The organism is Streptococcus sp. bf_0095, assembly GCF_004166885.1.
Classification (GTDB): domain Bacteria; phylum Bacillota; class Bacilli; order Lactobacillales; family Streptococcaceae; genus Streptococcus.
The window spans coordinates 321,564-345,201 of the sequence record NZ_RCYU01000001.1 but is presented as its reverse complement, the minus strand read 5'-3'; the positions used below and the strand labels follow the sequence as shown (position 1 = coordinate 345,201).

Here is a 23,638-nt window from a genome sequence, read left to right as displayed (position 1 = left end):
AAGAAAAGTGAGAAAAGACCACCTTTTTGTAGACTCTCTCACTTCTCCTTTCTATTTTCTAACTCTATTATTTCCGTCCAGCTAAAACCGCTTCGATGATAGCCATGCGGACAAAGACACCGTTGGTCATTTGCTCCACGATGCGTGATTTAGGAGCTTCTACCAAGTGGTCAGCAATCTCCACATCACGGTTTACTGGAGCTGGGTGCATCAAGATAGCTGTATCTTTCATACGATCATAGCGTTCTTGTGTCAACCCATGCAAACGATGGTAGTTCTCTTTTGAGAAGAGAGACTCATAGTCATGACGCTCGTGTTGCACACGGAGGAACATCATGACATCGACCTCTTCAATGACTTCATCAATCGTCACAAAGGTTCCATAATCTTCGAACTCCGCACTTCTCCACTCGTCTGGACCAGCAAAGTAGAGGGTTGCGCCCAAGCGTTTCAAGATTTGCATATTGGATTTTGCAACCCGTGAGTGATCCAAGTCACCAGCGATACAAACCTTCAAACCGTCAAAGTGACCAAACTCTTGATAGATGGTCATCAAGTCTAGTAAACTTTGGCTTGGGTGTTGACCAGACCCATCTCCCCCGTTGACAATAGAGGCTGTGATGGTTGGACTTTCAATCAATTGCTTGTAGTAGTCTACTTCTGGGTGACGGATGACGCAGATATCTACTCCGAGAGCTGACATGGTCAAAATCGTATCATAGAGAGTTTCACCCTTGTTTACAGAGCTCGTTTTCACATCAAAGTCAAGGAGATCACAACCCAATTTCAACTCAGCCACTTCAAATGCTTTGTGCGTACGTGTTGACGACTCAAAGAAGAGATTAGACACGATATGTTGCTCATCATAATGAGCCTTTGCTCCATTTTTAAACTCAATTCCACGCTTAATCAAGGCCATAACTTCTTCGTTTGATAAAGCTTCCATTGAGACAAGGTTTTTAAGTGCGATTTGATTTGTAGACATGTTGTAACTCCATTCCAAAGATATGCATATGTGAAAACGATACAGGAAGCTTCCTCAGTCACTCCTGTATATAGCGACGATTTGAAAACTACCTTATTCACTCACCTCGATCAAGATGCGATCTTGACCATCCAGCTCAGTCATCTCGACAATGATTTCCTCTGATCGACTTGTTGGAATGTTCTTTCCAACATAATCTGGTCGGATCGGCAATTCTCTATGACCACGATCCACTAGGACTGCCAGGCTGACACGCGATGGACGTCCACGACTGACAAGATTATCGATGGCTGCTCGAATGGTCCGACCTGTATAAAGGACATCATCAATCAGGATGACATCTTTGCCAGTAATATCTACTGGTAAAACGGTTGAATCTTCTGTTACTTTGATATCATCACGGAAAGGCTTGGTATCCAATTCACAGACTGGAACTTCTATTTGTTCTAGCTGTGCTAACCTTTCTTTGATGCGATTGGCAATGAAAACGCCACGAGTTTTGATCCCTACCAAAACAATTTGGCTCAGATCCTTATTCCGTTCAATGATTTCATAAGTGATGCGAGTAATCGCTCGCTTCATGGTCAAATCATCAACGACTTCTTTGATCTTCATCTTTTCCTCCTAATTGATAGAAAAAAGCCTCCCTTTTCAAGGAGGCTTCAGAAAAATATCAAGAGATAAGATCTAGAACGCATCTAGTTCACCCCTTATTTTGATCAGACTCCTTGCCTGCCTCACGGGACAGGATTAAAGGACTATTTAATTATCCATACTATATCACAGTTTATAGTGGGATGCAAGAAAAAACTCATTATTTTCTACGAATGTTCGGATTTACATCCACAAATCTTTTATTTAATGATGATCTGTTCCTTTTTTCCCAATCTTCTTCAAGGCAAACAAGCCACATCCAGCTAGTAAATAAGCGACAAAAATGATGGTCGCCATCTTAACCACATAAAGCCAACCAAAACGATTGACATTGATAAAGAAATAAGGAAAAGGACTGTCTTTGGCACCTGGAACCGGCCACTTAAGGACCAAACCGTTGAGAAGAGCAAAGACCATATAGAGTACGGGAAGCACGGTCCAAGCCAATGGATCCGACTTACGGTACTGTTTTGGTTTATCAATCACCAGGGTGTCAAAGAAGAACATCAAAGGAACAATGTAGTGACAGAGGAAGTTTTCCAAGCGGTAAAACTTCTCAGGTGTCGCGATGGGGGCTAGCATAAAGTGGTAGATGACACAGGTAATCATGATAGACATGGTGACACCACCCTTCAAGCGAAGATAGCCCTGGGTCTGGGTCGAACGACCACGAAGCATGCGCCAAACCATATCTCCCATGAAGAACATGACCAACATGTTAGACAAAATGGTGTAATAAAGCATCATCCCAAAGCCACCATGCTTAGTGAGTTGCAGATAAACACCGATGACACTTAAGATAAACAATAGAAAACGATAACTAAACAATAGTTTGAATTTCATAGTATTCTCCTGAAAGAAAAGGGCTAGGCCCTTCTTCTTATTCTTAGATCTTCTTCACAAATTCTGATTTGAGTTTCATTGCGCCAAATCCATCAATCTTACAATCAATGTTGTGGTCGCCTTCAACGATGCGAATGTTTTTCACGCGCGTTCCTTGTTTCAAATCTTTTGGTGCACCCTTCACTTTCAAGTCTTTGATCAAGGTGACAGTATCGCCATCAGCCAATTTGTTCCCATTCGCGTCGATGGCTACAACACCCTCTTCTTCTACGACTTCAGCTGGGTTCCATTCATAAGCACATTCTGGACAGACCAAGAGCGCACCATCTTCATAGACGTATTCAGAGTTACATTTTGGACAGTTTGGTAAGTTATTCATTTCAATCTCCTTAGCAAAATTAACTCCCATAGTATACCATGAAAGGGAAAATTTGACAAATACCGTTCTATTGAAGCATTTTCAATAAAAGAAGAGGCAACTTAGCCTCCTAAAATTGATGATCACCTTTATCTTCTTGCAATTCCTGAATGTCTCGAATCACGCGCACTCCTGCTTGACTCTTATTCTGTAATTCTTCGTCCGAGTAGGGGAAGGTATTGATCAAGATACTTTGCATGCCGATACTTTTCGCCACAGCCACATCAGTAGTGAAGTCATTCCCTACCATGACCGTTTTATCAGGATTCAACTGGTGGTCTTTGGTGACTTTCATGAGAAATTCGCGCTGAGGTTTGCGAATCCCTGCATCAGACGACAGATAAATGTCGTGGAAAATCTCTCTCAAGCCAACCAAATCAATCTCTGGGTTGGTAAAGTCCGCTTGCGCATTGGATAAGAGATAAATCCGACACCCTGCAGCCTTCATATCTTCTAAGACTTCTTTCGTGTGCGGATAGAGCTCCAAGCGTTTGCGTGAGAGGACACGGAAAGTCCGAGCGATCAAGCGTCCCCACTCTTTAAGATGATGGACACTAGTTCCAGTTGGATGACTCTCTAGATAAAGCTGAACGAAAATCACGGTCAAATCAATCTCCGGATATGTAACCTGTTTTTCCCGAGCGATACTTTGCTCAGCTTGCTGTACCAACTCCTTATAGCGGACTTGCAGGCTGTCCCCTGTATAATGAGCACCATAGGACTGGTAGATTTGGGCCATGGTCTCCCACAAGACTGGACTCGACTCATCGGTTTCGATATCGACCAAGGTTCCATAAAAATCAAAAATATAGTTTTTAAATGCGTACTTTTGCTGATTCATCTCTTTCTCCCGTTACAAACATGGTAAAGGTCGCCTTACAGACATTGGCACCTTCCTGATTGGTAATGTCGACATCGACAACTCGAGTCGTCCGGCCACTGTGGACACATTCTCCGTGGATGGTTAGGATATCTCCTAGACGCCCTGCTTTCAAATAATTGATGGATGACTGCAAGGTCACACCATCTACTCCCTGTGAAATCACGACCAATCCACTGATCTGGTCACATAGAGTAAAGAGATAGCCTCCATGCGCATTTCCATAATAATTGAGCGATGATTCCACGACCTTGGTTGTCACCACCACATGGCCATCTCTCATAGTTTCGATCTCGTAATTTTCAAATGCTGCAATGGCATCAAAGTGAAAATCCTTCATATGTAATAAATCCCCCTAGATCAGGTATTCCTAAACCCTTCCATCATACTACTTTTTTCCACTTCTTACAAGAATAAGAAAAGAGCTGGTGTACCCAACTCCTTAATAGCGAAATTTTTCCCAATCATCGTCTGTCCGTTTGCGATAATAGAACTCAGACAAGTCCGGGTCTTCCATCACTTCCAGGAGAGGAAGCATATCGTAGGACAAGTCCAACTTTTTTAATTGGTCCTTCTCAACCCAAGAAACTTCTCCTTCTTCAGACGATCTTAGCTGGCCGGTGAATTCTGTCGCCTTGTAGCAAAAGACGATATAGCGACCTCCCTCATCTGGCTCCCAGTCTTTAACTGCGACCAGTTTTGGATCTGCAATTGTCAGTCCTGTCTCTTCGTAGACTTCACGAATGACGGATTCTACCAAACTTTCTCCTTCTTCAATGTGGCCACCTGGAAAAGCATAGCCAGCCCAGTGAGTCTTTTCAGGTGAGCGGTATTGGAGGACTACTTTCCCATTTTCAAGATCTTCGACCATGCAAAGATTGCACAGTATAGTAGGCGTTGTACGTGACATATATTTCCTTTCTATGATATTGACAATTAATCAATATAAACTTTTTTCTTTATCTCTTTTTCATCACAAAGGGATTTACCAGCTCATGGTATTCATCATAGGCATCCAAAAGAGAGCCTCTCTGAAAGACAATTGACTTCTCTTTTAAATAATACTCCGAGTGAATCGTTACCGAACCATGACATCACTGCTAAAGAACAACTCAATGAATAATACCAGGATCAGGCTAGCAAAGAGACTAAAAAGTAGCCCCCCTCGACATTCTTCCAACTGACTATTTGTGTCCGATAGAAGGGATACCAGTTGTAAATGAAAACGAAAAACGTTCTTGCCTTAAATAATGATCAATAGGATATGAACACCTAATCGAAGCCAATGATCAATTAGAGGCGTATCTGGATCACTATTTTTACTATCTAAGAATAGGCTGAGCGATAACAAAAGTAAAGCAAGGGCAATGACTATTTTCAGAGATAGCATCATACCACCAATAGCAAGAGTAGCTAGAAAGCCAAAAAATGGCAACGGGCTAAATAAAAATGACAATAAACTGAAATAGAGCATAAACGAAGAGAGTATCAATAAGCCGTAAACAATCAACTTAGTGAAAATTGAGACTCTTTTTCCTTCTCTTTTCATTTTTGATAGTGAATAAATGACATAGATCATATAGATAAAAAGTAGCATATGGAATCATTCCTATGTTTTATAGATTATGTAATAGTTTAACCAAAAGCCAATCAAAATACAACTAAAGACACTAACTTATCAGTAGTAACCCATCTCTGATCAAAGTTTCTTGACTTCTACTGCTACCTTTTGGAGATGCTGTTTCCGCATACTAGCGGTATTCACATCGCGGCCGACTTCACCCAAAATGCAGACGCGCTTGGTTTTAATCCCACAGTGGTTCAAGACGGCATTTTTCAAAACGGAGATACCATAACTATCAGGAATGTTGAGAGGGCCTGAAAAGATCTTGTACCACCAAGTAGGCGCCATGGAGGTCGCATAAACACTAGCCGTTTTGCCTTTAAGCAACTTCTTAAATTGCTTGCCTCTCAGGTAATTCCAGATAAAGCTTCCCTGATCATTAGCCGAGTAGGCAATTCCAGGTGTGAAGACCCGATCGATCCAGCCCTTCATAAGGCTAGGCATACTACTCCACCAGATGGGATAGACAAAGATCAGGTGATCCGCCCACTGGATCAATTCTTGGGAACGAAGGATAAAAGAATCTTCTTCCATCCGTTTTCGATAGCCATAACGTAAAACCGGATCAAAGTCCTCTTCATTAAGGTTGATGACTTCAAGTTCATGGCGACCTGAGTCAATAGTTTCGACAATGGTTTGAAAAATAGCCTGACAGTAACTTTCCTTATCAGGATGCCCATTGATGACTAAAATTTTCATTCATCTTCTCCTTCATCTTTTTTTCATTCTATCTATTTCACTTTTATACTTTATTAGTTGATAATGGTTCAAAGATTGATAGATAGATCCTTTAGGAATTTTTATTTGAAGAACACATCATCCGCAATTCCTTAACAGGTTTTCCAAGTTTAAGCATTTTTTCTAGGCCATCCAAAGTAAAACCCATTTTTTGATAGAAAGCAATGGCTCGCTTATTCTCTTTCAATACCCATAAATAAATTTCAGAGAAATGATTGAGAGCAACAAATGCAGCATGCATTAACTTTTCACTCACACCTTTTCCATAGTAATCTTTTAAAACATATAAGGCGATGATTTCACCAGCTTGAATGGCCTCATCACGAAAATTTCCATAGCTGATAAATCCAACGACCTTCTTTCCATCCATCGCAATCAATGTATTTTCTGGATACTTTTGACTAAAGAAACGACATCTATCTAATGTCATTGTCTCCTGAAATTCCGCGGGTAAAAGATCGTCATATGCCTCTCTCCACGTTTGCCAATGAACGAGAGATTTTCCTTCTATCTCTTCAGAAGTTTCCATTGTTTTAATGATAATCTTCATTCGCTTTATCCTATCTAATCCAATGCCTTGACTTCCAACATCATATCACGGATTTGCGCTGCTAACTCAAAGTCAAGCACTTCGACGGCTTCTTGCATCTGGCCTTGCAACTTCTTGACCAGTTCCTTGCGCTCTTGGCGGTTGAGACTGGTGATATCCACTTCCTTGTCCTCTTCCTTGGCCACAGCCTTGGTAACAGAGATCAGGTCACGGATTTCCTTCTTAATGGTTTGTGGCACAATGCCATGCTCTTCGTTATAAGCCATCTGGATTTTACGACGACGGGCTGTTTCATCAATGGCTTTTTGCATAGACTGAGTCATGGTGTCCGCATACATGATGACGTGACCCTCACTATTACGGGCTGCACGACCAATGGTTTGAATGAGGCCGCGTTCATTACGAAGGAAGCCTTCCTTATCAGCATCGAGAATAGCAACCAGACTGACTTCCGGAACGTCAATCCCTTCGCGAAGAAGGTTGATCCCGACCAAGACGTCAAAAACGCCCAGACGCAAATCACGGATAATCTCCGTCCGCTCCAAGGTCTTAATATCTGAGTGCATGTATTTGACCTTGACCCCCATTTCTTTGAAATAGTCGGTCAAGTCCTCTGCCATCTTCTTGGTCAGGGTGGTAACAAAGGTCCGCTCTCCACGTTCTACACGCGCATTAATTTCACCCAAGAGATCGTCCATTTGACCCATGGTCGGACGCACTTCCACCTCAGGATCGAGTAGACCTGTCGGACGAATGATCTGCTCGATGATGGTATCGGTTTGTTCCATCTCATAATCACCCGGTGTCGCAGACACATAGACGATCTGGTGGACATGGCTTTCAAACTCCTCACGACGTAGTGGCCGGTTATCCAAGGCAGACGGCAAACGGAAACCATAGTTGACCAGCATTTCCTTGCGAGAACGGTCACCATTGTACATTCCCTTGATCTGTCCCATGGTCATGTGACTTTCATCGATCATGATGAGAAAATCTTCTGGGAAGAAGTCGAGAAGAGTATAAGGAGGCTCTCCTTCACTCCGGCCATCCATATGACGAGAATAGTTTTCGACACCATTGGTGTAGCCCATCTCTCGTAGCATTTCAATGTCATACTCCGTCCGTTGCTTCAGACGTTGGGCTTCCAGCAACTTGCCTTCTTTTTCAAAAACCTTCAACTGCTCTTCTAGTTCAGCCTGAATCTTGGCAATGGCTACTTCCATATGGTCGTCATTGGTCACGAAGTGGGTAGCTGGGAAAATGGCCAAGTGGTCCACTTCACCAAGGACTTGACCAGTCAGAGCTTCAACCTCACGGATGCGGTCAATTTCGTCCCCGAAAAACTCAACGCGAAAGGCATGCTCATCTCGCGAAGCTGGGAAAATCTCCACCACATCCCCCCGAACACGGAATTTTCCCCGTTGAAAGTCGATGTCATTGCGCTCAAACTGGATGTCCACCAGGTCATTGAGTAGTTTATCACGAGAAATCTCCAGACCTGGACGCAGGCTCACCACGCTATCGGCGTATTCCTTCGGCGAACCCAAACCGTAAATACATGAAACAGATGCGACAACGATGACATCGTTACGCTCTAACAATGCTGAAGTCGCGGAGTGACGAAGCTTGTCAATCTCATCATTGACCGAGCTATCCTTTTCGATGTAGGTATCGCTCGAAGGCACATAGGCTTCTGGTTGGTAGTAATCATAGTAAGATACGAAGTACTCGACCGCATTCTCCGGGAAAAATTCCTTGAACTCTCCATAGAGCTGGCCTGCTAGCGTCTTATTGTGGGCGATAACCAAGGTCGGCTTATTGACTTGAGCGATTACCTGGCTCATGGTATAGGTCTTCCCCGTACCAGTTGCTCCCATCAGGATTTGCGCCTTCTCGCCACCCTCGATGTTATCCACCAACTGCTCAATGGCCTGCGGTTGATCCCCAGACGGTTGGTATTTGGATACTAGTTTAAATTTGTTATCAGTTACTCGATTAATCATCTCTTTATCCTCACATATATAGACCTTATTTTACCATAAATCACTAGAATTCTCTGAGATGAGGAATGAAGAGGGAAGACAACATGTTACAAAATGATCCGTTAAATCGGGATATGTCCGAATTACAACATCATTAATTAGACACGCATTAGCATGGAAACTAAACAAGACTCTCGCAATTACTTCGAAAGTCTTGTCTTTTATTCTAAAACCATGAAATACGTAATTAACATCAATGTCATTGATTTACAAAATTAGCAAGGTTCGCTCATCAGTATCATTTTTATTTACTACTTAACTTCTTGATTCCTTACCAAGAGGTAGAGAGTCGCTCCAAGTGAACTTACAAGTCCAAAAACGTAAATACAGAGTTGCAAATTGGAAGCACTACCTAATATGGTATCCGCAACAATATTATAAAATAGATAACTAGTCAATGGTTCCACTACTCTTTCTATGAATGGTTGTACCAAAATAGGAAAAAGTAGCAAAATAGCTAAACTCCCCATTGGACTTTTGAAAAAATAACTTAAGAAGTAAGAAATCAAAAAGTATTGGATGGAGCCAATCAAATAGAAACTGAAAATTTCTAAACTGACACCATTTTCGCTACTAAAAAAATGAAACCATATAAGCAGTACAATGAAATATAAGGTTGATTGTAGTACTACATCACATAACTCTACGAACAGGATCCGAATTGAACTTAAGATCCTTTTTCCACTTACCAAATAAACTAGTTTTGTTTCGTGTGATTGTAACTCTACAAATACATTAACACTCCCAATACCAACAGAGAGCATTGATGCAAAAACAAGAGCTTGCTTTAAAGATAATTCTACAATTGTACCATTGATTGCAACTGGTAAAATACTTAAGAGACACACAAAACCTATCAAAAATGACTGTATGGTTATCTGGTACTTCACGGGTTTTAAACTATATTTTTTGACGATAAGACTGAAAAATACTTTTGCCATTCTTCCTCCCCATTCGAATCTTTTCTACAACCATTATGAACACCAAGAACAAGATCCCTTCTACTACTAAAAGTGTAAATCCATACAATTGGCTCGTTTGAGTCCCTTCAATTCGGCCAAAAGCAAATGACTTTGCTCCAATCAAAGGCAATAGATTTTCTATTTTAGAGGAAATTCCTCTTAGAATACCTGATAAACTGATTACCAATAATAAAACATCTGCAATTAATGAAGTCATTGATTTTTTCGTTACTATTACGAAAAGTAAAGCTAATAAAGTAAGAACGATTGCAAATATCATAACTCTTACCGTAACATCTAAGAACAAAGTCAATTCTAAATAATTCTTTAAAGTTGAATCTAGAAAAATGAGTAAGATAACAGCATTTACTATAGAAATTATTAAAGTAGAAAGTAACGATAAAACAATCGAACTTGCCATAAACCCAGTAAGACGAACTTTCCAGTTTGGAATCAATAACTGAGTAAAATTATCATCACCAAATTGGTAATGGGTTGAATAAACAAGTGAAACCAAGATTGGCAAGAAAATAACACTTGCTTGGTAGGGAGAGGATAAGAGAGCATCCCTGACTGTATAGACTGGATTCGATGATAACATAGACGGATCAAGGTTAACTGCTTGGCCATTTCCTTCTACTAAGGCATTTATCACCTGGATATTTTGAATTGTAAAAAATATGCTGACTCCCAAAATAAGAAAAAAAGTGGATTTAAAAGTAACTAAACTACAATATTTATAGAGGTCACTAAAAAAGGAACGTTTCAACATATTATTCACCTTCTTTCCCTTCGAGCGCCTTAAAATATGCTTCCTCAAAAGATCCAAACTGTTTCAAAATATCTTTTGTAGGAGCATCAATAACAATTTTCCCATTAGAAATACCAACTAGATGATCTACAGTTAATTCTAACTCACTCATATAATGACTTGTCATTAAGACAGTTTTACCTTCATTGACAAAAGACTGCAAAAAATTGCGTACCCAGCGTATACCCTCTGGATCTAGTCCATTGATTGGTTCATCTAAAATTAAGATATCAGGATTTGCTAATAATGCTGTTGCTAACCCAAGACGTTGCTTCATTCCTAATGAATAGTCTTTTACTTTTTTATTTTTAGCTTCACTTAACCCCACCAACTCTAAACATTCATTGCACCTATTTTTGTCAACGCCACAAGCCAAGCCAATCCACCGAAGATGCTGAAATCCTGTTCTAGTTGGATAAGGTTGGCAACTATCTAGGAATGATCCAACAATACCAAAAGGATTATCTCCCAATTGAGAGTATTTTTTGCCATTGATCAACGCTATCCCCGTTTGACTATTTTCTAAACCAAGTAAAATTCTGATTAAAGTTGATTTTCCGGATCCATTCGGTCCAATCAATCCAGTAATCTCACCTTTTTTGGCTTTGAAAGACACGTTTTGAAGGACAATTTTATTATTATATTCCTTATGTAGCTTTTGAATTGTTATCATTCATTCTTTTTCCCTTCTGACTTTTAGTGAAATTCCACCTTCACTTGGAGCAAGTATAACAGGAGAAAATCAGGAAATTATCAGAATAATTATTTTCTTCATTTCTAACAAATTGCATTTTATATTTGCTATAATATGCTCATACAATTGGAGGGACTATGAAGTATAAAATTTTAGCCATTGACGATGATGAAAAAATCTTACGATTAATAGCGAATGCATTAAAAGCGAATAACTTTCACGTGGAAACTCGTAAATATATAGAGGAGATCAATATCTGCGACTTTACTGGATTCGATCTAATTCTACTTGATGTCATGATGCCTATTTCTGGTTTAGAAATCTGTCGTTCCATTCGTTCACAAATTACTACTCCAATTCTATTTCTAACCGCTAAAGATTTTGAAGAAGATTTACTAAAAGGAATACAAGCCGGAGCCGATGATTACATCACAAAACCATTCAGCATTAAAGAATTGATTGCAAGAATTCAAATGCACCTTCGTAGAGAAGAAAGATCTCACAACGCCTCTAAAGAAGAGATGGATTCAAATATAGCTTTTTATCGAGATAGTCAAGAAGTTTATTATCAATCAAAGAGAATTTCATTAACTAAGCGAGAGTTTGATTTACTTTATCTTTTAGCAAAAAATGAGAACCGAATATTTAGCATAGAAGAACTTTACAATTACCTCTATCCTGTAGACTCTGATGCACAACTACGATCCATTACTGAATACATCTATCAAATCAGACAAAAATTTAAGATCCATCAAATTGACCCCATCAAAACAATATGGGGAGGAGGATACAAATGGAAAAAGAATTGACAATCAAGCAACTCATTAAGCGTACTTACCTTAAAATCATTTGGCAATTTCTTCTATGTCTGATACTTTTTTACATAGTTCCAGCTCTTCTATCTTCTGTATCTGGAATTAATGAGAAAAATGCCAATCACTTTGCTTTATTTTTTAGCGTCAGTTCTTGGATTTATCTTTGCATCATTTTAATTTTTATCATTGTAATAAATATTAAACAATTATTAACCAAGATTCAAACAGAATTGAACATGGTTTATCATAGTGGTCTATATTTCACCAAAAATGAACATCACCATTTGCAGATTAAAGAATTCATTGAAACAAACGATCTGATCGAAAAAATGCAATCTGAAATAAAAAATAGAATTCAAAATGAAAAAGATCAAAAAAAAGAACTCATGTTTCAAGTATCTAGCGCTGCACATGATCTTCGTAGCCCTCTAACTGTCATCAGAGGAAATGCCGAATTCTTACAATCCACCGAGCAAACACCTCAAGCAATGGAATGTCTAAAAGATCTGGAGCAAGCAAGTATTCAATTAAATGATTATTTTAACCACTTCATCCAATACTCCAAAACTTTTTATGACCATGATATTCAACTTGAAAACATATCAATTCAACAAGTAACTCATCAATTGAAGGAACAGATCACTCCGTTACTCCCGAGAAATACACAATTTGTTTTTTCAAATACAGTAACTCCATCAACACAAATTGCCATTCATTCCAATTTGTTTTTTCGAGCAATCACAAATATTATTAATAATGCAATACAACATCAAAAAGATAATGATGCAAAGATACAGCTAACAATGTCACAAGAAAATAATCGATTAGTTCTAACTATATGGAATAATCAATCTAGATTTTCAAAAAATGTTTTACAACATGCTGGAAATCTTTTCTATAAAGAGGACCAAGCAAGAACACTTTCTCAAGAAAGTCACTATGGACTTGGTTTATCTTTCGTAAAACGCGTCATGAAACTTCATAATGGAACGATGCATTTAGAAAATATTCATAATGGTGCCCAAGTCAAGCTAATTATTCCCATTATATAAAACAAGCCGAACTCATCATTAGGTGTTCGGCTTGTTTTATATAATTGATAAAAAAGACCGGCACTTTTGCCAGTCTTCGTTTTTATTTTTATTTCCTATCAGCCATTTCACACTTGTTCATTAACAACTTTTTCTCTTCTTTCACCTAAGCGGTAAACAATCACGACGGATAATAGAAGAACCAAAGTGGTGATGATCGATCCTTCTGCACCAAATGCTCCTCCAGTTAGCCAGTCAGGTCCTGATCCCATGGTAAAGCTAAAGATAGACGCATCTGCGCCCGTCCCACTGACTTGAAAACCAAGGAGATTTCCTTGTACATAGTTCCAAGTACCGTGTTGAGCGACCACTAGCCAGATACTATCGGTGTAGACAAGGAGCAGACCAGCTAGCACCCCATCAAGGACAATATTCAGGACGGATAAGAAGGTCACTCCTGAATTTCCCAGATGAAGAAAGCCAAAGAGACTACTAGAAATTGCGATCGCTAATGGTAGATTAGCTCTTGCTGCAATCCGAGTGAGGAGCCAACCCCGCGTCGCTACTTCTTCAGTCCCTCCTTGAAGGAGCCAAAATGGAAATAAACCGAGAATAAAGAGGATGGGTTCTAAACTTAATTCATTTAGCTCAAAAGTCCCGATTCCACCTACCTGGTAGACAAGTGCAATGACTCCCATTTGAAGAAGGGAAAGCAAGATCCCCCAACATAGATACTTAAGCCAATTCCTTTTTACAAAACCTAACGTCGATAAGGGATTCTTCTCAATGAACTTCACCCAAAAAATAAAGAGGATGAGAATGAATACAAAACTGAAAAGCTCATAATAGAGAAAATAATGGTAGAAGAACTCTTGAACACTTGCGCCTCCATTTCCTGGTGAAAAGAGCTCCGTTAAAAACTCTATGACTAGAGAAAATGGTCCTACAAACTCACTCCCAAGCCAAAGCCCACCTTCAACAAATAGGAAAGTTAAGAACACATAGAATAGTGTAGAAACAAGTACTGACCATGAGGTGTCAGTTTTTATATCTTGAAAAATGTTACCTTTCTTCATTATCTTCCTCCTTTTATCTTATAGTTTCATTGTAGCAAAGAAAATCAGAGACTGCAATATTTAATGATGTCAGAAAACATAACATGGATTGGTTAAAATTCTTGATTTTAGGTTTCATTTATGGTATGATAATCCTCGTAACTAATAAATGATGAAATTCATACTTGTTTTCAGTATGAATTCTTTATTTTTTTGAGCCCTTTTGGGTATCCCTTCCATTGCTCTTCTCGAGACAACTGGATTTGATATAAAGGAGAACGAAATGAAGAAAAAACTAGTAGCATGTTTGCTTTTCTTATTTCCACTATTCGCCTTTGCGAGTCAAGCACAGGCTGAAACTGTAAAAGTCGTTTTCGATACGGCATATGCGCCCTTCGAATTCAAAGACTCAGACCAAGTTTATAAAGGAATTGATGTTGAAATCTTGGATAAGGTCGCTGAAATTAACGGATGGACCTTAGAAAAATCGTTCCCAGGCTTTGATGCAGCGGTCAATGCAGTTCAAGCTGGTCAAGCCGATGCCATTATGGCAGGGATGACCAAGACCAAGGAACGTGAGCAAGTCTTTGCGATGTCTGATACCTACTATGATACAAAAGTCGTGATTGCGACTAAGAAAGCTAACAAAATCACTTCCTATGACCAGCTCAAAGGAAAAACGGTCGGAGTCAAAAACGGAACAGCTGCTCAACGCTTCCTTCAGAAGAACAAAGATCAGTACGGTTATACGATCAAGACATTCGATACCAGTGATTTGATGAACAATAGTTTATCAACCGGTGCAGTGGATGCCATTATGGACGACCAACCTGTTATAGAATATGCCATTAAGCAAGGCCAAGATCTTTCTATTAATATGGAAGGAGAAGCTGTTGGAAGCTTTGCTTTTGGAGTCAAAAAAGATGGGTCCCATGAAAACCTTATTAAACAATTCAATACTGCCCTTGCTCAAATGAAGAAAGATGGTACACTAGACCAAATTATTGAAAAATGGACTGGTAGCAGCCAATCATCATCTTCAACAACGACTACCGCCAGCACTTCTGCTGTTCCTGAAACGAGCACAAAAGCTGGCCAAAAGGCGACTCCTAAGAAGAAAAAATACAAAATTTCTAGTGATTCCTCTTTTGCTCCCTTCGTCTTCCAAAATGATCAAAGCAAATACACTGGGATTGATATGGAATTAATTAAGGCCATTGCCAAAGACCAAGGCTTTACTCTAGAAATTAGCAACCCTGGTTTTGATGCCGCCGTCAGTGATGTTCAGAATGGAAATGCGGACGGAATGATTGCAGGCATGACTGTAACAGATGCTCGTAAGGCAACTTTTGACTTCTCTGACCCATACTACACAACGAATTCGATCCTAGCAGTTCAAGAAAGTAGTAAGATTTCTTCCTACGAAGATCTAAAAGGAAAAACAGTTGGTGTCAAAAATGGTACTGCTTCTCAAACTTTCCTCGAGGAAAACAAGAGCAAGTATGGCTATAAAATCAAAACCTTCTCAGATGGGGCTTCTATGTATGACAGTTTGAACTCAGGTTCTGTAGCTGCCATCATGGATGACGAACCTGTTATCAAATACGCCATTAAACAAGGACGTAAATTCAAAACACCTATCGAAGGTACTCCAAGTGGTCAGATTGCCTTTGCTGTTCAAAAAGATTCAAACCCTGAATTGATTGAAATGTTTAACAACGGTTTGGCCAACTTAAAAGAAAGTGGCGAATACCAAAAGATCTTGGATAAATACCTTTCAAGCGATAGCGAAGAAACAACTGAATCTACTTCAGTAGATGAAACGACTATCTGGGGCTTGCTCCAAAACAACTACAAACAATTGTTAAGTGGACTTGGGGTCACTATTGCACTAGCACTTCTATCATTTGCGATTGCTATGGTGATTGGGATCATCTTTGGAATGTTCAGTGTGAGTCCTTATAAATGGCTTCGTTGGACAGCTGAGATCTTCGTCGATGTCATCCGTGGTATCCCACTGATGATCCTTGCTGCCTTCATCTTCTGGGGAATTCCCAATTTGATCGAGTCCATGACGGGTCACCAATCCCCAATCAATGACTTCCTTGCAGGTACCATCGCTCTCTCCCTCAATGCTGCTGCTTATATCGCTGAGATTGTTCGTGGTGGGATTCAAGCCGTACCTGCCGGACAGATGGAAGCCAGTCGAAGCCTCGGGATTTCTTATAGCAAGACCATGCGCAAGATTATCTTGCCTCAAGCAACTAAACTGATGCTTCCAAACTTCGTCAACCAATTCGTTATTGCACTGAAAGATACGACTATCGTGTCTGCGATCGGTTTGGTCGAGCTCTTCCAGACTGGTAAGATTATCATCGCTCGAAACTACCAAAGTTTCAAGATGTATGCGATCCTTGCCGTCTTCTACCTCGTCATCATTACCTTATTGACACGCTTTGCAAAACAATTAGAAAAGAGGGCTAACTAATGGCTAAATTAAAAATTGATGTCCATGACCTCCATAAATATTACGGTGAAAATGAGGTCCTAAAAGGCATCTCAACAAAATTCTACGAAGGAGATGTGGTTTGTATCATCGGACCATCTGGTTCTGGTAAATCCACCTTCCTACGCAGTCTCAATCTTCTCGAAGAAGTAACCAAGGGACAGATTACCGTGAACGGCTATGATCTTACTGATCCAAAAACCAACATTGATATCGTCCGTGAAAATGTTGGGATGGTCTTCCAGCACTTCAACCTCTTCCCTCATATGAGTGTTATCGAAAACATCATGTTTGCTCCTTTAGAGCACAAACGCATGAATCGTGAAGAAGCTAGAGAACTAGCGATGGAACTTTTGGAAAAGGTGGGACTGGCTGACAAAGCTGATGTCTCTCCTGATAGCTTGTCAGGTGGTCAGAAACAGCGGGTAGCCATTGCGCGTGGTCTCGCTATGAAGCCAGACGTCATGCTCTTTGACGAACCGACTTCTGCTCTTGACCCTGAGATGGTCGGAGATGTACTAAACGTTATGAAGGACTTGGCTAAACAAGGCATGACCATGATTATCGTTACCCACGAGATGGGATTTGCTCGCCAAGTAGCCAATCGTGTCATCTTTACCGCTGATGGGGAATTCCTCGAAGATGGCAAACCAGACCAAATATTCGACAACCCACAACACCCACGATTGAAAGAATTCTTGGATAAAGTCTTAAACGTCTAATAGAAATAAAAAACTGGAGTTAAACCTCCAGTTTTTTTCTTCTCTTAATTATAAAAATATTAAGAAATTTCATTTAAATAACTTGCTAAATGAAGCAAAAAACTATACCATAGTAGAGTGTCTTTTGACCAAATATGTGACTGAAGGATGATTATGAAAAAATTATTAGAAAAGGTTAGTATCCTTTCTTTATCTCTTGTATTAACAACGTCTTTTTCGATTTCTAGCGCACTTCCCTATATGTTTGAATACTATAAGGATCTCCCTAAAAGTCAGATCGAACTCTTGGTATCCCTTCCATCCGCTGGGATTATGCTCACCCTCTTTCTCAACACCTTTATCGAACGCTTCTTGGATGAGAGAAAGATGATTATCACTGGTCTGTTAATCCTCTCAATCTTCGGAATGGTCCCTTTCATTAACCAAGCTTATCCTATCCTCTTCATCTCTCGTTTCATCTTTGGAATGGGTGTCGGTTTGATCAATGCTAAGGCTATTTCAATTATCAGCGAACGCTATCATGGACGTGAACGAGTCCAAACTCTTGGATTTCGTGGTTCTGCCGAGGTCGTAGGGACAGCCCTCGTCACTTTATTAGTCGGCTTCCTCCTCCAATTCGGCTGGACTTCTAGCTTCCTAGCCTACGGGGCCGGCTTAATCGTTCTCTTTCTCTTCATGACCTTTGTCCCTTACCACCAGCAAGAAGAAAGTCAGCATACACAAGCCAATCAGAAAGAACCACTCCAAAAAGAAGAATGGAAGTTAACTATTATTTTGGCCATTGTAGCCGCAATGATTGTCCTTTGCAACGTCGGAGTAACTCTTCGCATTCCAAGTATTGTCGCCTACACGTTCAAGGATCAGCATAATTCAGCCAGCTTCATTCTAAGTGCTATGCAATTAATCGGAATTCTAGCTGGTCTCACCTTCTCTGGCCTTGTACATTTGTTCAAGAGCAAATTGATCACTTATGCCGGGATTGCTTACGGATTCTCCATGATGGCTGTAGCCCTTTCTCCAAGTATCCCTCTTCTTGCTCTATCCGCCCTCTTCTCCGGCTATACGTATAGCACTGCTCTCACCATGGTTTTCCAAATCTTGTCAGCCAAAATTCCTGCGAAACGATTAAACCAAGTGACCTCTGTAGCCGTCTTGGGCTGTAGCTTTGGAGCGGCCATTACACCTTTCGCTCTCAATACCATCGGTCTCATCTCAGACAGCAACGCTTTCATCTTTACCGTATTAGGTTTTGCTATGGCTCTCTTGGCCTTCTCTCTTCTCTATCTTTTAAAAGATCAGCAGGATTAAACACAAAAGACTGGACAAAGATCCAGTCTTTTACTGTCTTAATTACTAGAAAGTTGGGCAGTTTGCATTTTGTAATAAACACCTCTTTGAGCCATCAACTCCGTATGATTCCCATGTTCAACGATATTTCCATCTACCATGACTAGGATGAGATCCGCATTTTCAATTGTAGACAGGCGATGGGCAATCACAAAGCTGGTCCGACCCACCATTAACTTATGAAAGGCATCTTGAATAAGCAACTCTGTCCGCGTGTCGATGGAAGAGGTCGCCTCATCTAGGATCAGGATCTTAGGTACTGCAAGAAAGACCCGAGCAATAGTCAGAAGCTGTCTTTGTCCTTGAGAGAGGGAGTCTCCAGCATCGGCTAGATAGGTATCATAGCCATCTGGAAGCTGTTGAATAAAGAAATCAGCATTGGCAGCTTTTGCTGCTTGGACCACTTCTTCCCGACTTGCATCAGGTCGACCAAAGGCGATATTCTCATGAACCGTTCCAACTTTGAGCCAAGTCTCTTGGAGCACCATCCCAAACTGCTTGCGGTAGCTTGCTAGACTATAGCTATCTACAGCTTCATGATCTAAGCGCAACTGCCCCTGATCCACATCATAGAATCGCATGAGAAGGTTAATCAATGTAGATTTCCCAGCTCCAGTTGGACCAACAATGGCTACCTTACTAGCCGGCGGGATGGAAATGGAGAGATCCTTTATGAGGGTTTGATCAGGGCGATAACCAAAGCTGACATGATCGAATTGGACTGCCCCTTTGACAGCGTCTTCTTGCAAGTCTCTCTTACCACTTTCTTTCACTTCCTCTTGGTCTAGGATACTATAGAGGCGCTCTGCACAAGCTAAGGCGCTCTGCAGTTCAGCAAGGACAGAGGAGATGTCATTGAAGGGTTTAGTATACTGATTGACATAGTTGAGAAAGGTTACCAACTGACCAACAGTAAAGCTCGTTCCAGATAGGATACGGAAGGCACCAAATCCCGTCACAAGCGCATAGATTAGGGCATTGACAAAGCGCGTCGCAGGATTAACAGTGGAGGAGTAAAAAATCGCTTCTTGAGAGTAAGCAGCATAGTCGCCATTGATCTCAATAAACTTCCTATGAAATGCATCCTGAGCATTGAAGGCTTGAAGCAAGCTTTCTTGACTAAGAGATTCTTCAATCATCTGCGTCTGAGCCCCACGCGCCTGGGTCTGCATCCTGAAGAGATGGTAAGAACGCTTGGCAATAAAACGAGCGATAAAGAGAGATAAAGGAGTCAGGATCAATACCATGCACATCATTATCCAATCCAATCGGGCCATACTAGCTAGAGTCACTAGAATCGTAAGAAGACCAACAAAGAACTGACTGAAGACCATGAATAAACCATTGTTCAGTTGTTCAACGTCCGTGGTCAAGCGACTGACCAAATCCCCAGTACCTTGACGATCCAGGTAAGATAAAGGAAGGACATGCACTTTCTGAATGACCTTCTCCCTTAAATCCTTACTGTAGCGATAGATCATCTGATTGTAGATTAAGGGATTCAACCATTGAATCAAGGTTGCAAAGAGAATCACTAGACCCATTTGCAGGATAAGTGGGAGCAAGAAGTGTGCTGCATCAGGTAGCACCACTAAGTCTATTGCCCGCCCGATCAGGATAGGGATATAGACGGTTAACAAGACTTGCATGATGGTTCCCAGACTGGCTAAGATTAGCCAGATGGGCTGCTTGGCTATATCAGCAAGCAAGCGCCGTAAATAAGTCTTCTGTTTCATTCTGCTCCCTCCTCTCTCTTCTGTTGGGAGAAATGAATCTCTTGGTATAAAGGATTGGTTGCCACCAAGTCTTCATGACTTCCTAGGCCGACTTGACGACCTTTATCTAAGACGAGAATTTGCTCAGCACTTCGCAGACTATTGGTCCGCTGCGAGATGAGAATGATGCTTGTCTCCGTCAATTCCTCTTTCAGAGCCTGTAAAAGTCGTGCTTCTGTCAAATAATCCAAGGCTGATGTAGAATCATCCAGCACCAAAAATGGCGCTTGGCGAAGGACAGCACGTGCTATGGTCAAACGTTGACGCTGACCACCGGAAAAATTCCGTCCAAAAGCTTCTACGGGAGCCTCTAGTCCTCCCACTTTCTCACGGACGAAATCAGCTGCTTGCGCAACTCCCAAGGCCCACCACAACTGCTCTTCATTCGCTTCCTCATTTAATCCCAGCATTAGATTGGAACGAATACTCCCTTTAAAGAGCTCTGCCTTTTGAGGAACTACTGCTACCCAGTCACGCCATTGACTAAGAGTCTTTGGATTTTCTCCATCTTTAAAAATCGTTAGACTTCCTTTACTTGCTTCATACAGATGACCTAACAATTGAACCAAAGTAGATTTACCAGCACCTGTCCCTCCTATGATTCCCAAAGTTTGGCCCTTGTTTATGGATAAGTGAATCCCTTCTAAGGATGGTTTTGCGGCTAAAGGATAGGTAAAGACAAGGTCTTGGATCTGAAGAGCCAGCTGAGGGTCAGAAACAGATACATCATCCAACTCTTGATCCAGCTCTTCACTTTTCTCATCAAATACCTGGACAATCCGACCAGCAGCAATATAGCTTTGATTGAGCGAGGTCACCAACATGGCTAACTTCAATAATTCTGTTAAGATTTGAAGCAGGTAATTGACCAAAGCGACCATCATTCCTTGACTGAGGGTCCCCATTTGAATAGAGGCTTGCCCTTGCCAAAGAATACAGATCAAGGTTCCATTCACGACGAGGAAAGTCAAGGGACTGATTAAACTAGACCATTTAGAGACCACTAATTGCCACTTCGTATAGTCTTGGTTGACCTCATTAAACTCTTCTTCTTCGTGAGCTGCCTGCCCAAAGGCACGGATAACCCTCATCCCTTGTAACTGCTGACGCGTAATGGTAACCATTCGGTCCGTAATTTTCCTGATGCGCGCATAAAGAGGATTGACCAGACGAGACATAAGGACAATGATGAGGGTTAAGAGAGCAACCATACCAATAAACCACAGGGTCAGTTGCGGACTAATGGTGAAGGCCATAAAAATAGATCCGAAAACGACAATTGGCGCTCGGAGAAATAGACGTAAAAATAGATTAATCCCCGTTTGAATCTGATAGGTATCACTGGTTAAGCGCGTCACGAGACTTGAAGTGGTTAAACGGTCTCTTTGCTCCTTAGACAAGCTGAGAATCTTCTCATATAGGTCATTGGTCAATTCCTTGGTATAGCCTACCGCTGCCTTCGAAGAAAAATATTGAGCCGTTATCGCTACAAGAACCCCAAAACCAGCAAAAACAAATAAGAGTCCAACCAGTCCAAATATCCCCCCTTGATCCTGACGGGGGATGAGCTGATCGACCAGATGGGCAATTAAAAGTGGAACCAGTAATTCAAAGCTTGCTTCTAACAACTTGAAAAACGGTCCCAGTATGGTTTCTTTTTTATAATTCCTGAAGTATTTCAATAAGTCTTTCATACTACTAGTTTCTCTTTCTAATGGATGTACTTATTTTACCACAATTTAGAAAGAGAGAAATACGACCCAATGTACGTCAGGAATATTATTTCATCTTTGTCCCCTTATTTAATAGCTTGCCCATTTTCCCTAATCCAATCAGTAAGAGAGGGTAAGAAAAAAGTGTTATCAGGCCTAGCACAAGGAAAACAGCTACAAATCCACAAGTATCAATCAACCAACCAGTCAGTGGGAAGATCACAATCATAGACAAACTAAACATCATCGAATTGATACTCAGCATGGTTGCTCGTACACTAGAAGGCAAATAAGCTTGTAAATCATTGTAGTAAATGGGTTGATACACTGCATAAAGGGCATTGGTCAAGAGATAGACACTCAGATAGGCGAATGGAGTCTTCAAGCCTACCAAAAGCAAGGACAAACCTGTCAGTGCAACCAGAATTGGAAAGACTTGATTGCTATTCCATTTCTTCCCAATTTGACTAGCTAGATAAACCGCTAGAAGATTGAATCCACTACCAATCAACATGATGAGTGAAACTTGCCAACTGACTAGGTCACTGATTTTCTGTTGGTAGTAAAAATAAAACATACACATGATGGTTCCTACCAGCTGATAGGTGAACATCCAGTAAAACAAGACTGGTTTTTCCTGCCACTCTTGTTTCACTACCACCAATATACGCTTTATGGTCAAGTGATTTCTTTCACCACTCTTGCTCTCTGGCTCTTTCATTAGAAAAATCAAGAGAATGGATAGCAATGAAAGGCCAATAGCAATCAGATAGGTCCAAGCCAATGCTCCGTGAATAAAGAAGCCTGCCACAACTGTACCTAAGGTTCGGGTGACTTCTGCCACACCGGACAAAAAGCTAGAAATCTGAAGATATCGGTCCTTTTGACCCGCTTCAACCGCCGAATCATATAAGAAAGCGGTACTGGTCCCCGAGTCAAAATTGTAGGACCAAGCATTAACCATCATGGCAATCGCATAAATCCAAAAATTCCCCTGACCAAACAAAATCAAGATAGAGGACACAATACTGGCCAAGCGAGCCAAATAGAGATTGGTCTTGTAGCTAAATCGATCGGCCAACATACCAGATGGGATTTCACACAAGAGACTGGTCCCATGAAAGATACTTTCTAGTAAACCGATTTGAAGCAAGGATAGACCATTTTGGATAAAAAATAAAATCCAAAAACTGGTAATCCCAAAATAAGAAGTGAATTCCAGACCTGCTAAGAGTGGAATATTGCCTTTGTAAGTTCTTTTAAACATTGTTTTCTCTCTTTCCATATGTAGTATGACTGTTTCTAAAAGACTTACTTAGATTTGCCTACATTTTCTCCACCTCATTCATTTAAAGTAATACTCAATGAAAATCAAAGAGCAAACTAGGAAGCTAGCTGCAGGCTGCTCAAAACACTGTTTTGAGGTTGTGGATAGAACTGACGAAGTCAGTAACATATATACGGCAAGGTGAAG

The 23,638-nt window shown here is 40.7% G+C and carries 22 protein-coding genes; 5 read left to right on the top strand and 17 right to left on the bottom strand.

Translation table 11 applies throughout. From position 1 onward, the window contains the following. Window positions 1-67: 67 nt before the first annotated feature. From EAI95_RS01765 to EAI95_RS01695, 13 genes are all read right to left on the bottom strand, one after another. Window positions 68-985 carry an aspartate carbamoyltransferase catalytic subunit gene (locus EAI95_RS01765; RefSeq protein ID WP_048788845.1) on the bottom strand — a complete coding sequence of 306 codons (918 nt, stop codon included), beginning with the start codon at window positions 983-985 and terminating at the stop codon, window positions 68-70. A gap of 93 nt (window positions 986-1,078) precedes the next feature. Continuing rightward, a complete protein-coding gene (gene pyrR, locus EAI95_RS01760) occupies window positions 1,079-1,600 on the bottom strand; it encodes a bifunctional pyr operon transcriptional regulator/uracil phosphoribosyltransferase PyrR (RefSeq protein WP_006596278.1) in 522 nt (173 codons plus the stop codon). 243 nt (window positions 1,601-1,843) lie between these two features. Next, window positions 1,844-2,482, bottom strand: coding sequence for a Pr6Pr family membrane protein (locus EAI95_RS01755; protein ID WP_125336084.1), 639 nt, complete (start codon window positions 2,480-2,482; stop codon window positions 1,844-1,846). A 43-nt stretch (window positions 2,483-2,525) separates the two neighbouring features. Next, window positions 2,526-2,861, bottom strand: coding sequence for a zinc ribbon domain-containing protein YjdM (locus EAI95_RS01750; protein WP_009731127.1), 336 nt, complete (start codon window positions 2,859-2,861; stop codon window positions 2,526-2,528). Window positions 2,862-2,970: 109 nt separating this feature from the next. Next, window positions 2,971-3,741, bottom strand: a complete 771-nt coding sequence (locus EAI95_RS01745) for an HAD family hydrolase (RefSeq protein WP_129822013.1) — start codon at window positions 3,739-3,741, stop codon at window positions 2,971-2,973. Next, a complete protein-coding gene (locus tag EAI95_RS01740) occupies window positions 3,716-4,120 on the bottom strand; it encodes a PaaI family thioesterase (RefSeq protein WP_125336082.1) in 405 nt (134 codons plus the stop codon). The genes EAI95_RS01745 and EAI95_RS01740 overlap by 26 nt, the downstream gene beginning before the upstream one ends. A gap of 102 nt (window positions 4,121-4,222) precedes the next feature. Next, window positions 4,223-4,690, bottom strand: coding sequence for an 8-oxo-dGTP diphosphatase (locus tag EAI95_RS01735; RefSeq protein ID WP_173018595.1), 468 nt, complete (start codon window positions 4,688-4,690; stop codon window positions 4,223-4,225). Between the two features lie 789 nt (window positions 4,691-5,479). Continuing rightward, complete coding sequence (locus tag EAI95_RS01720; RefSeq protein ID WP_129822012.1) at window positions 5,480-6,103, bottom strand: NAD(P)H-dependent oxidoreductase; 624 nt, start codon at window positions 6,101-6,103, stop codon at window positions 5,480-5,482. A 91-nt stretch (window positions 6,104-6,194) separates the two neighbouring features. Continuing rightward, window positions 6,195-6,692, bottom strand: a complete 498-nt coding sequence (locus EAI95_RS01715) for a GNAT family N-acetyltransferase (protein WP_125329368.1) — start codon at window positions 6,690-6,692, stop codon at window positions 6,195-6,197. Window positions 6,693-6,706: 14 nt separating this feature from the next. Then, window positions 6,707-8,695, bottom strand: a complete 1,989-nt coding sequence (gene uvrB / locus EAI95_RS01710; RefSeq protein WP_129822011.1) for an excinuclease ABC subunit UvrB — start codon at window positions 8,693-8,695, stop codon at window positions 6,707-6,709. A gap of 290 nt (window positions 8,696-8,985) precedes the next feature. After that, window positions 8,986-9,675, bottom strand: a complete 690-nt coding sequence (locus tag EAI95_RS01705) for a hypothetical protein (RefSeq protein WP_048690618.1) — start codon at window positions 9,673-9,675, stop codon at window positions 8,986-8,988. Then, window positions 9,635-10,468: a hypothetical protein gene (locus tag EAI95_RS01700; protein ID WP_048690616.1), complete on the bottom strand. Its 834-nt coding sequence runs from the start codon at window positions 10,466-10,468 to the stop codon at window positions 9,635-9,637. Before EAI95_RS01700 ends, EAI95_RS01705 begins: the two co-directional genes overlap by 41 nt. Before the next feature lies 1 nt (window position 10,469). Then, window positions 10,470-11,180, bottom strand: a complete 711-nt coding sequence (locus tag EAI95_RS01695) for an ATP-binding cassette domain-containing protein (protein WP_048690614.1) — start codon at window positions 11,178-11,180, stop codon at window positions 10,470-10,472. 158 nt (window positions 11,181-11,338) lie between these two features. Between EAI95_RS01695 and EAI95_RS01690 the strand changes: the two genes are divergently transcribed. Further along, window positions 11,339-12,010 carry a response regulator transcription factor gene (locus tag EAI95_RS01690; protein ID WP_048690612.1) on the top strand — a complete coding sequence of 224 codons (672 nt, stop codon included), beginning with the start codon at window positions 11,339-11,341 and terminating at the stop codon, window positions 12,008-12,010. After that, the gene (locus EAI95_RS01685) at window positions 11,995-13,068 is read left to right on the top strand and encodes a HAMP domain-containing sensor histidine kinase (protein WP_048690610.1); all 1,074 of its coding nucleotides are present in this window, start codon (window positions 11,995-11,997) and stop codon (window positions 13,066-13,068) included. The genes EAI95_RS01690 and EAI95_RS01685 overlap by 16 nt, the downstream gene beginning before the upstream one ends. A 107-nt stretch (window positions 13,069-13,175) precedes the next feature. On the opposite strand, the gene EAI95_RS01680 is transcribed toward EAI95_RS01685, so the two are convergent. Beyond that, on the bottom strand, window positions 13,176-14,123 hold the full coding sequence (locus EAI95_RS01680) for a type II CAAX endopeptidase family protein (RefSeq protein WP_048690608.1): 948 nt from the start codon (window positions 14,121-14,123) through the stop codon (window positions 13,176-13,178). Between the two features lie 262 nt (window positions 14,124-14,385). Between EAI95_RS01680 and EAI95_RS01675 the strand changes: the two genes are divergently transcribed. The 3 genes from EAI95_RS01675 to EAI95_RS01665 all read left to right on the top strand — a co-directional run bounded on the left by EAI95_RS01675 (window position 14,386) and on the right by EAI95_RS01665 (window position 18,638). Next, window positions 14,386-16,590 (top strand): ABC transporter substrate-binding protein/permease, encoded by a 2,205-nt coding sequence (locus EAI95_RS01675; protein ID WP_129822010.1) that lies wholly within the window; start codon window positions 14,386-14,388, stop codon window positions 16,588-16,590. Further along, window positions 16,590-17,330: an amino acid ABC transporter ATP-binding protein gene (locus EAI95_RS01670; RefSeq protein WP_048716162.1), complete on the top strand. Its 741-nt coding sequence runs from the start codon at window positions 16,590-16,592 to the stop codon at window positions 17,328-17,330. The genes EAI95_RS01675 and EAI95_RS01670 overlap by 1 nt, the downstream gene beginning before the upstream one ends. A 153-nt stretch (window positions 17,331-17,483) precedes the next feature. Continuing rightward, entirely contained in the window at window positions 17,484-18,638 is a 1,155-nt protein-coding gene (locus EAI95_RS01665; RefSeq protein WP_048716164.1) for an MFS transporter, read from the top strand. Between the two features lie 38 nt (window positions 18,639-18,676). On the opposite strand, the gene EAI95_RS01660 is transcribed toward EAI95_RS01665, so the two are convergent. From EAI95_RS01660 to EAI95_RS01650, 3 genes are all read right to left on the bottom strand, one after another. Then, window positions 18,677-20,413, bottom strand: a complete 1,737-nt coding sequence (locus EAI95_RS01660; protein ID WP_129822009.1) for an ABC transporter ATP-binding protein — start codon at window positions 20,411-20,413, stop codon at window positions 18,677-18,679. Then, window positions 20,410-22,146: an ABC transporter ATP-binding protein gene (locus EAI95_RS01655; RefSeq protein ID WP_129822008.1), complete on the bottom strand. Its 1,737-nt coding sequence runs from the start codon at window positions 22,144-22,146 to the stop codon at window positions 20,410-20,412. The genes EAI95_RS01660 and EAI95_RS01655 overlap by 4 nt, the downstream gene beginning before the upstream one ends. Window positions 22,147-22,231: 85 nt before the next feature. Further along, a complete protein-coding gene (locus EAI95_RS01650) occupies window positions 22,232-23,431 on the bottom strand; it encodes an MFS transporter (RefSeq protein ID WP_129822007.1) in 1,200 nt (399 codons plus the stop codon). Window positions 23,432-23,638 lie beyond the last annotated feature (207 nt).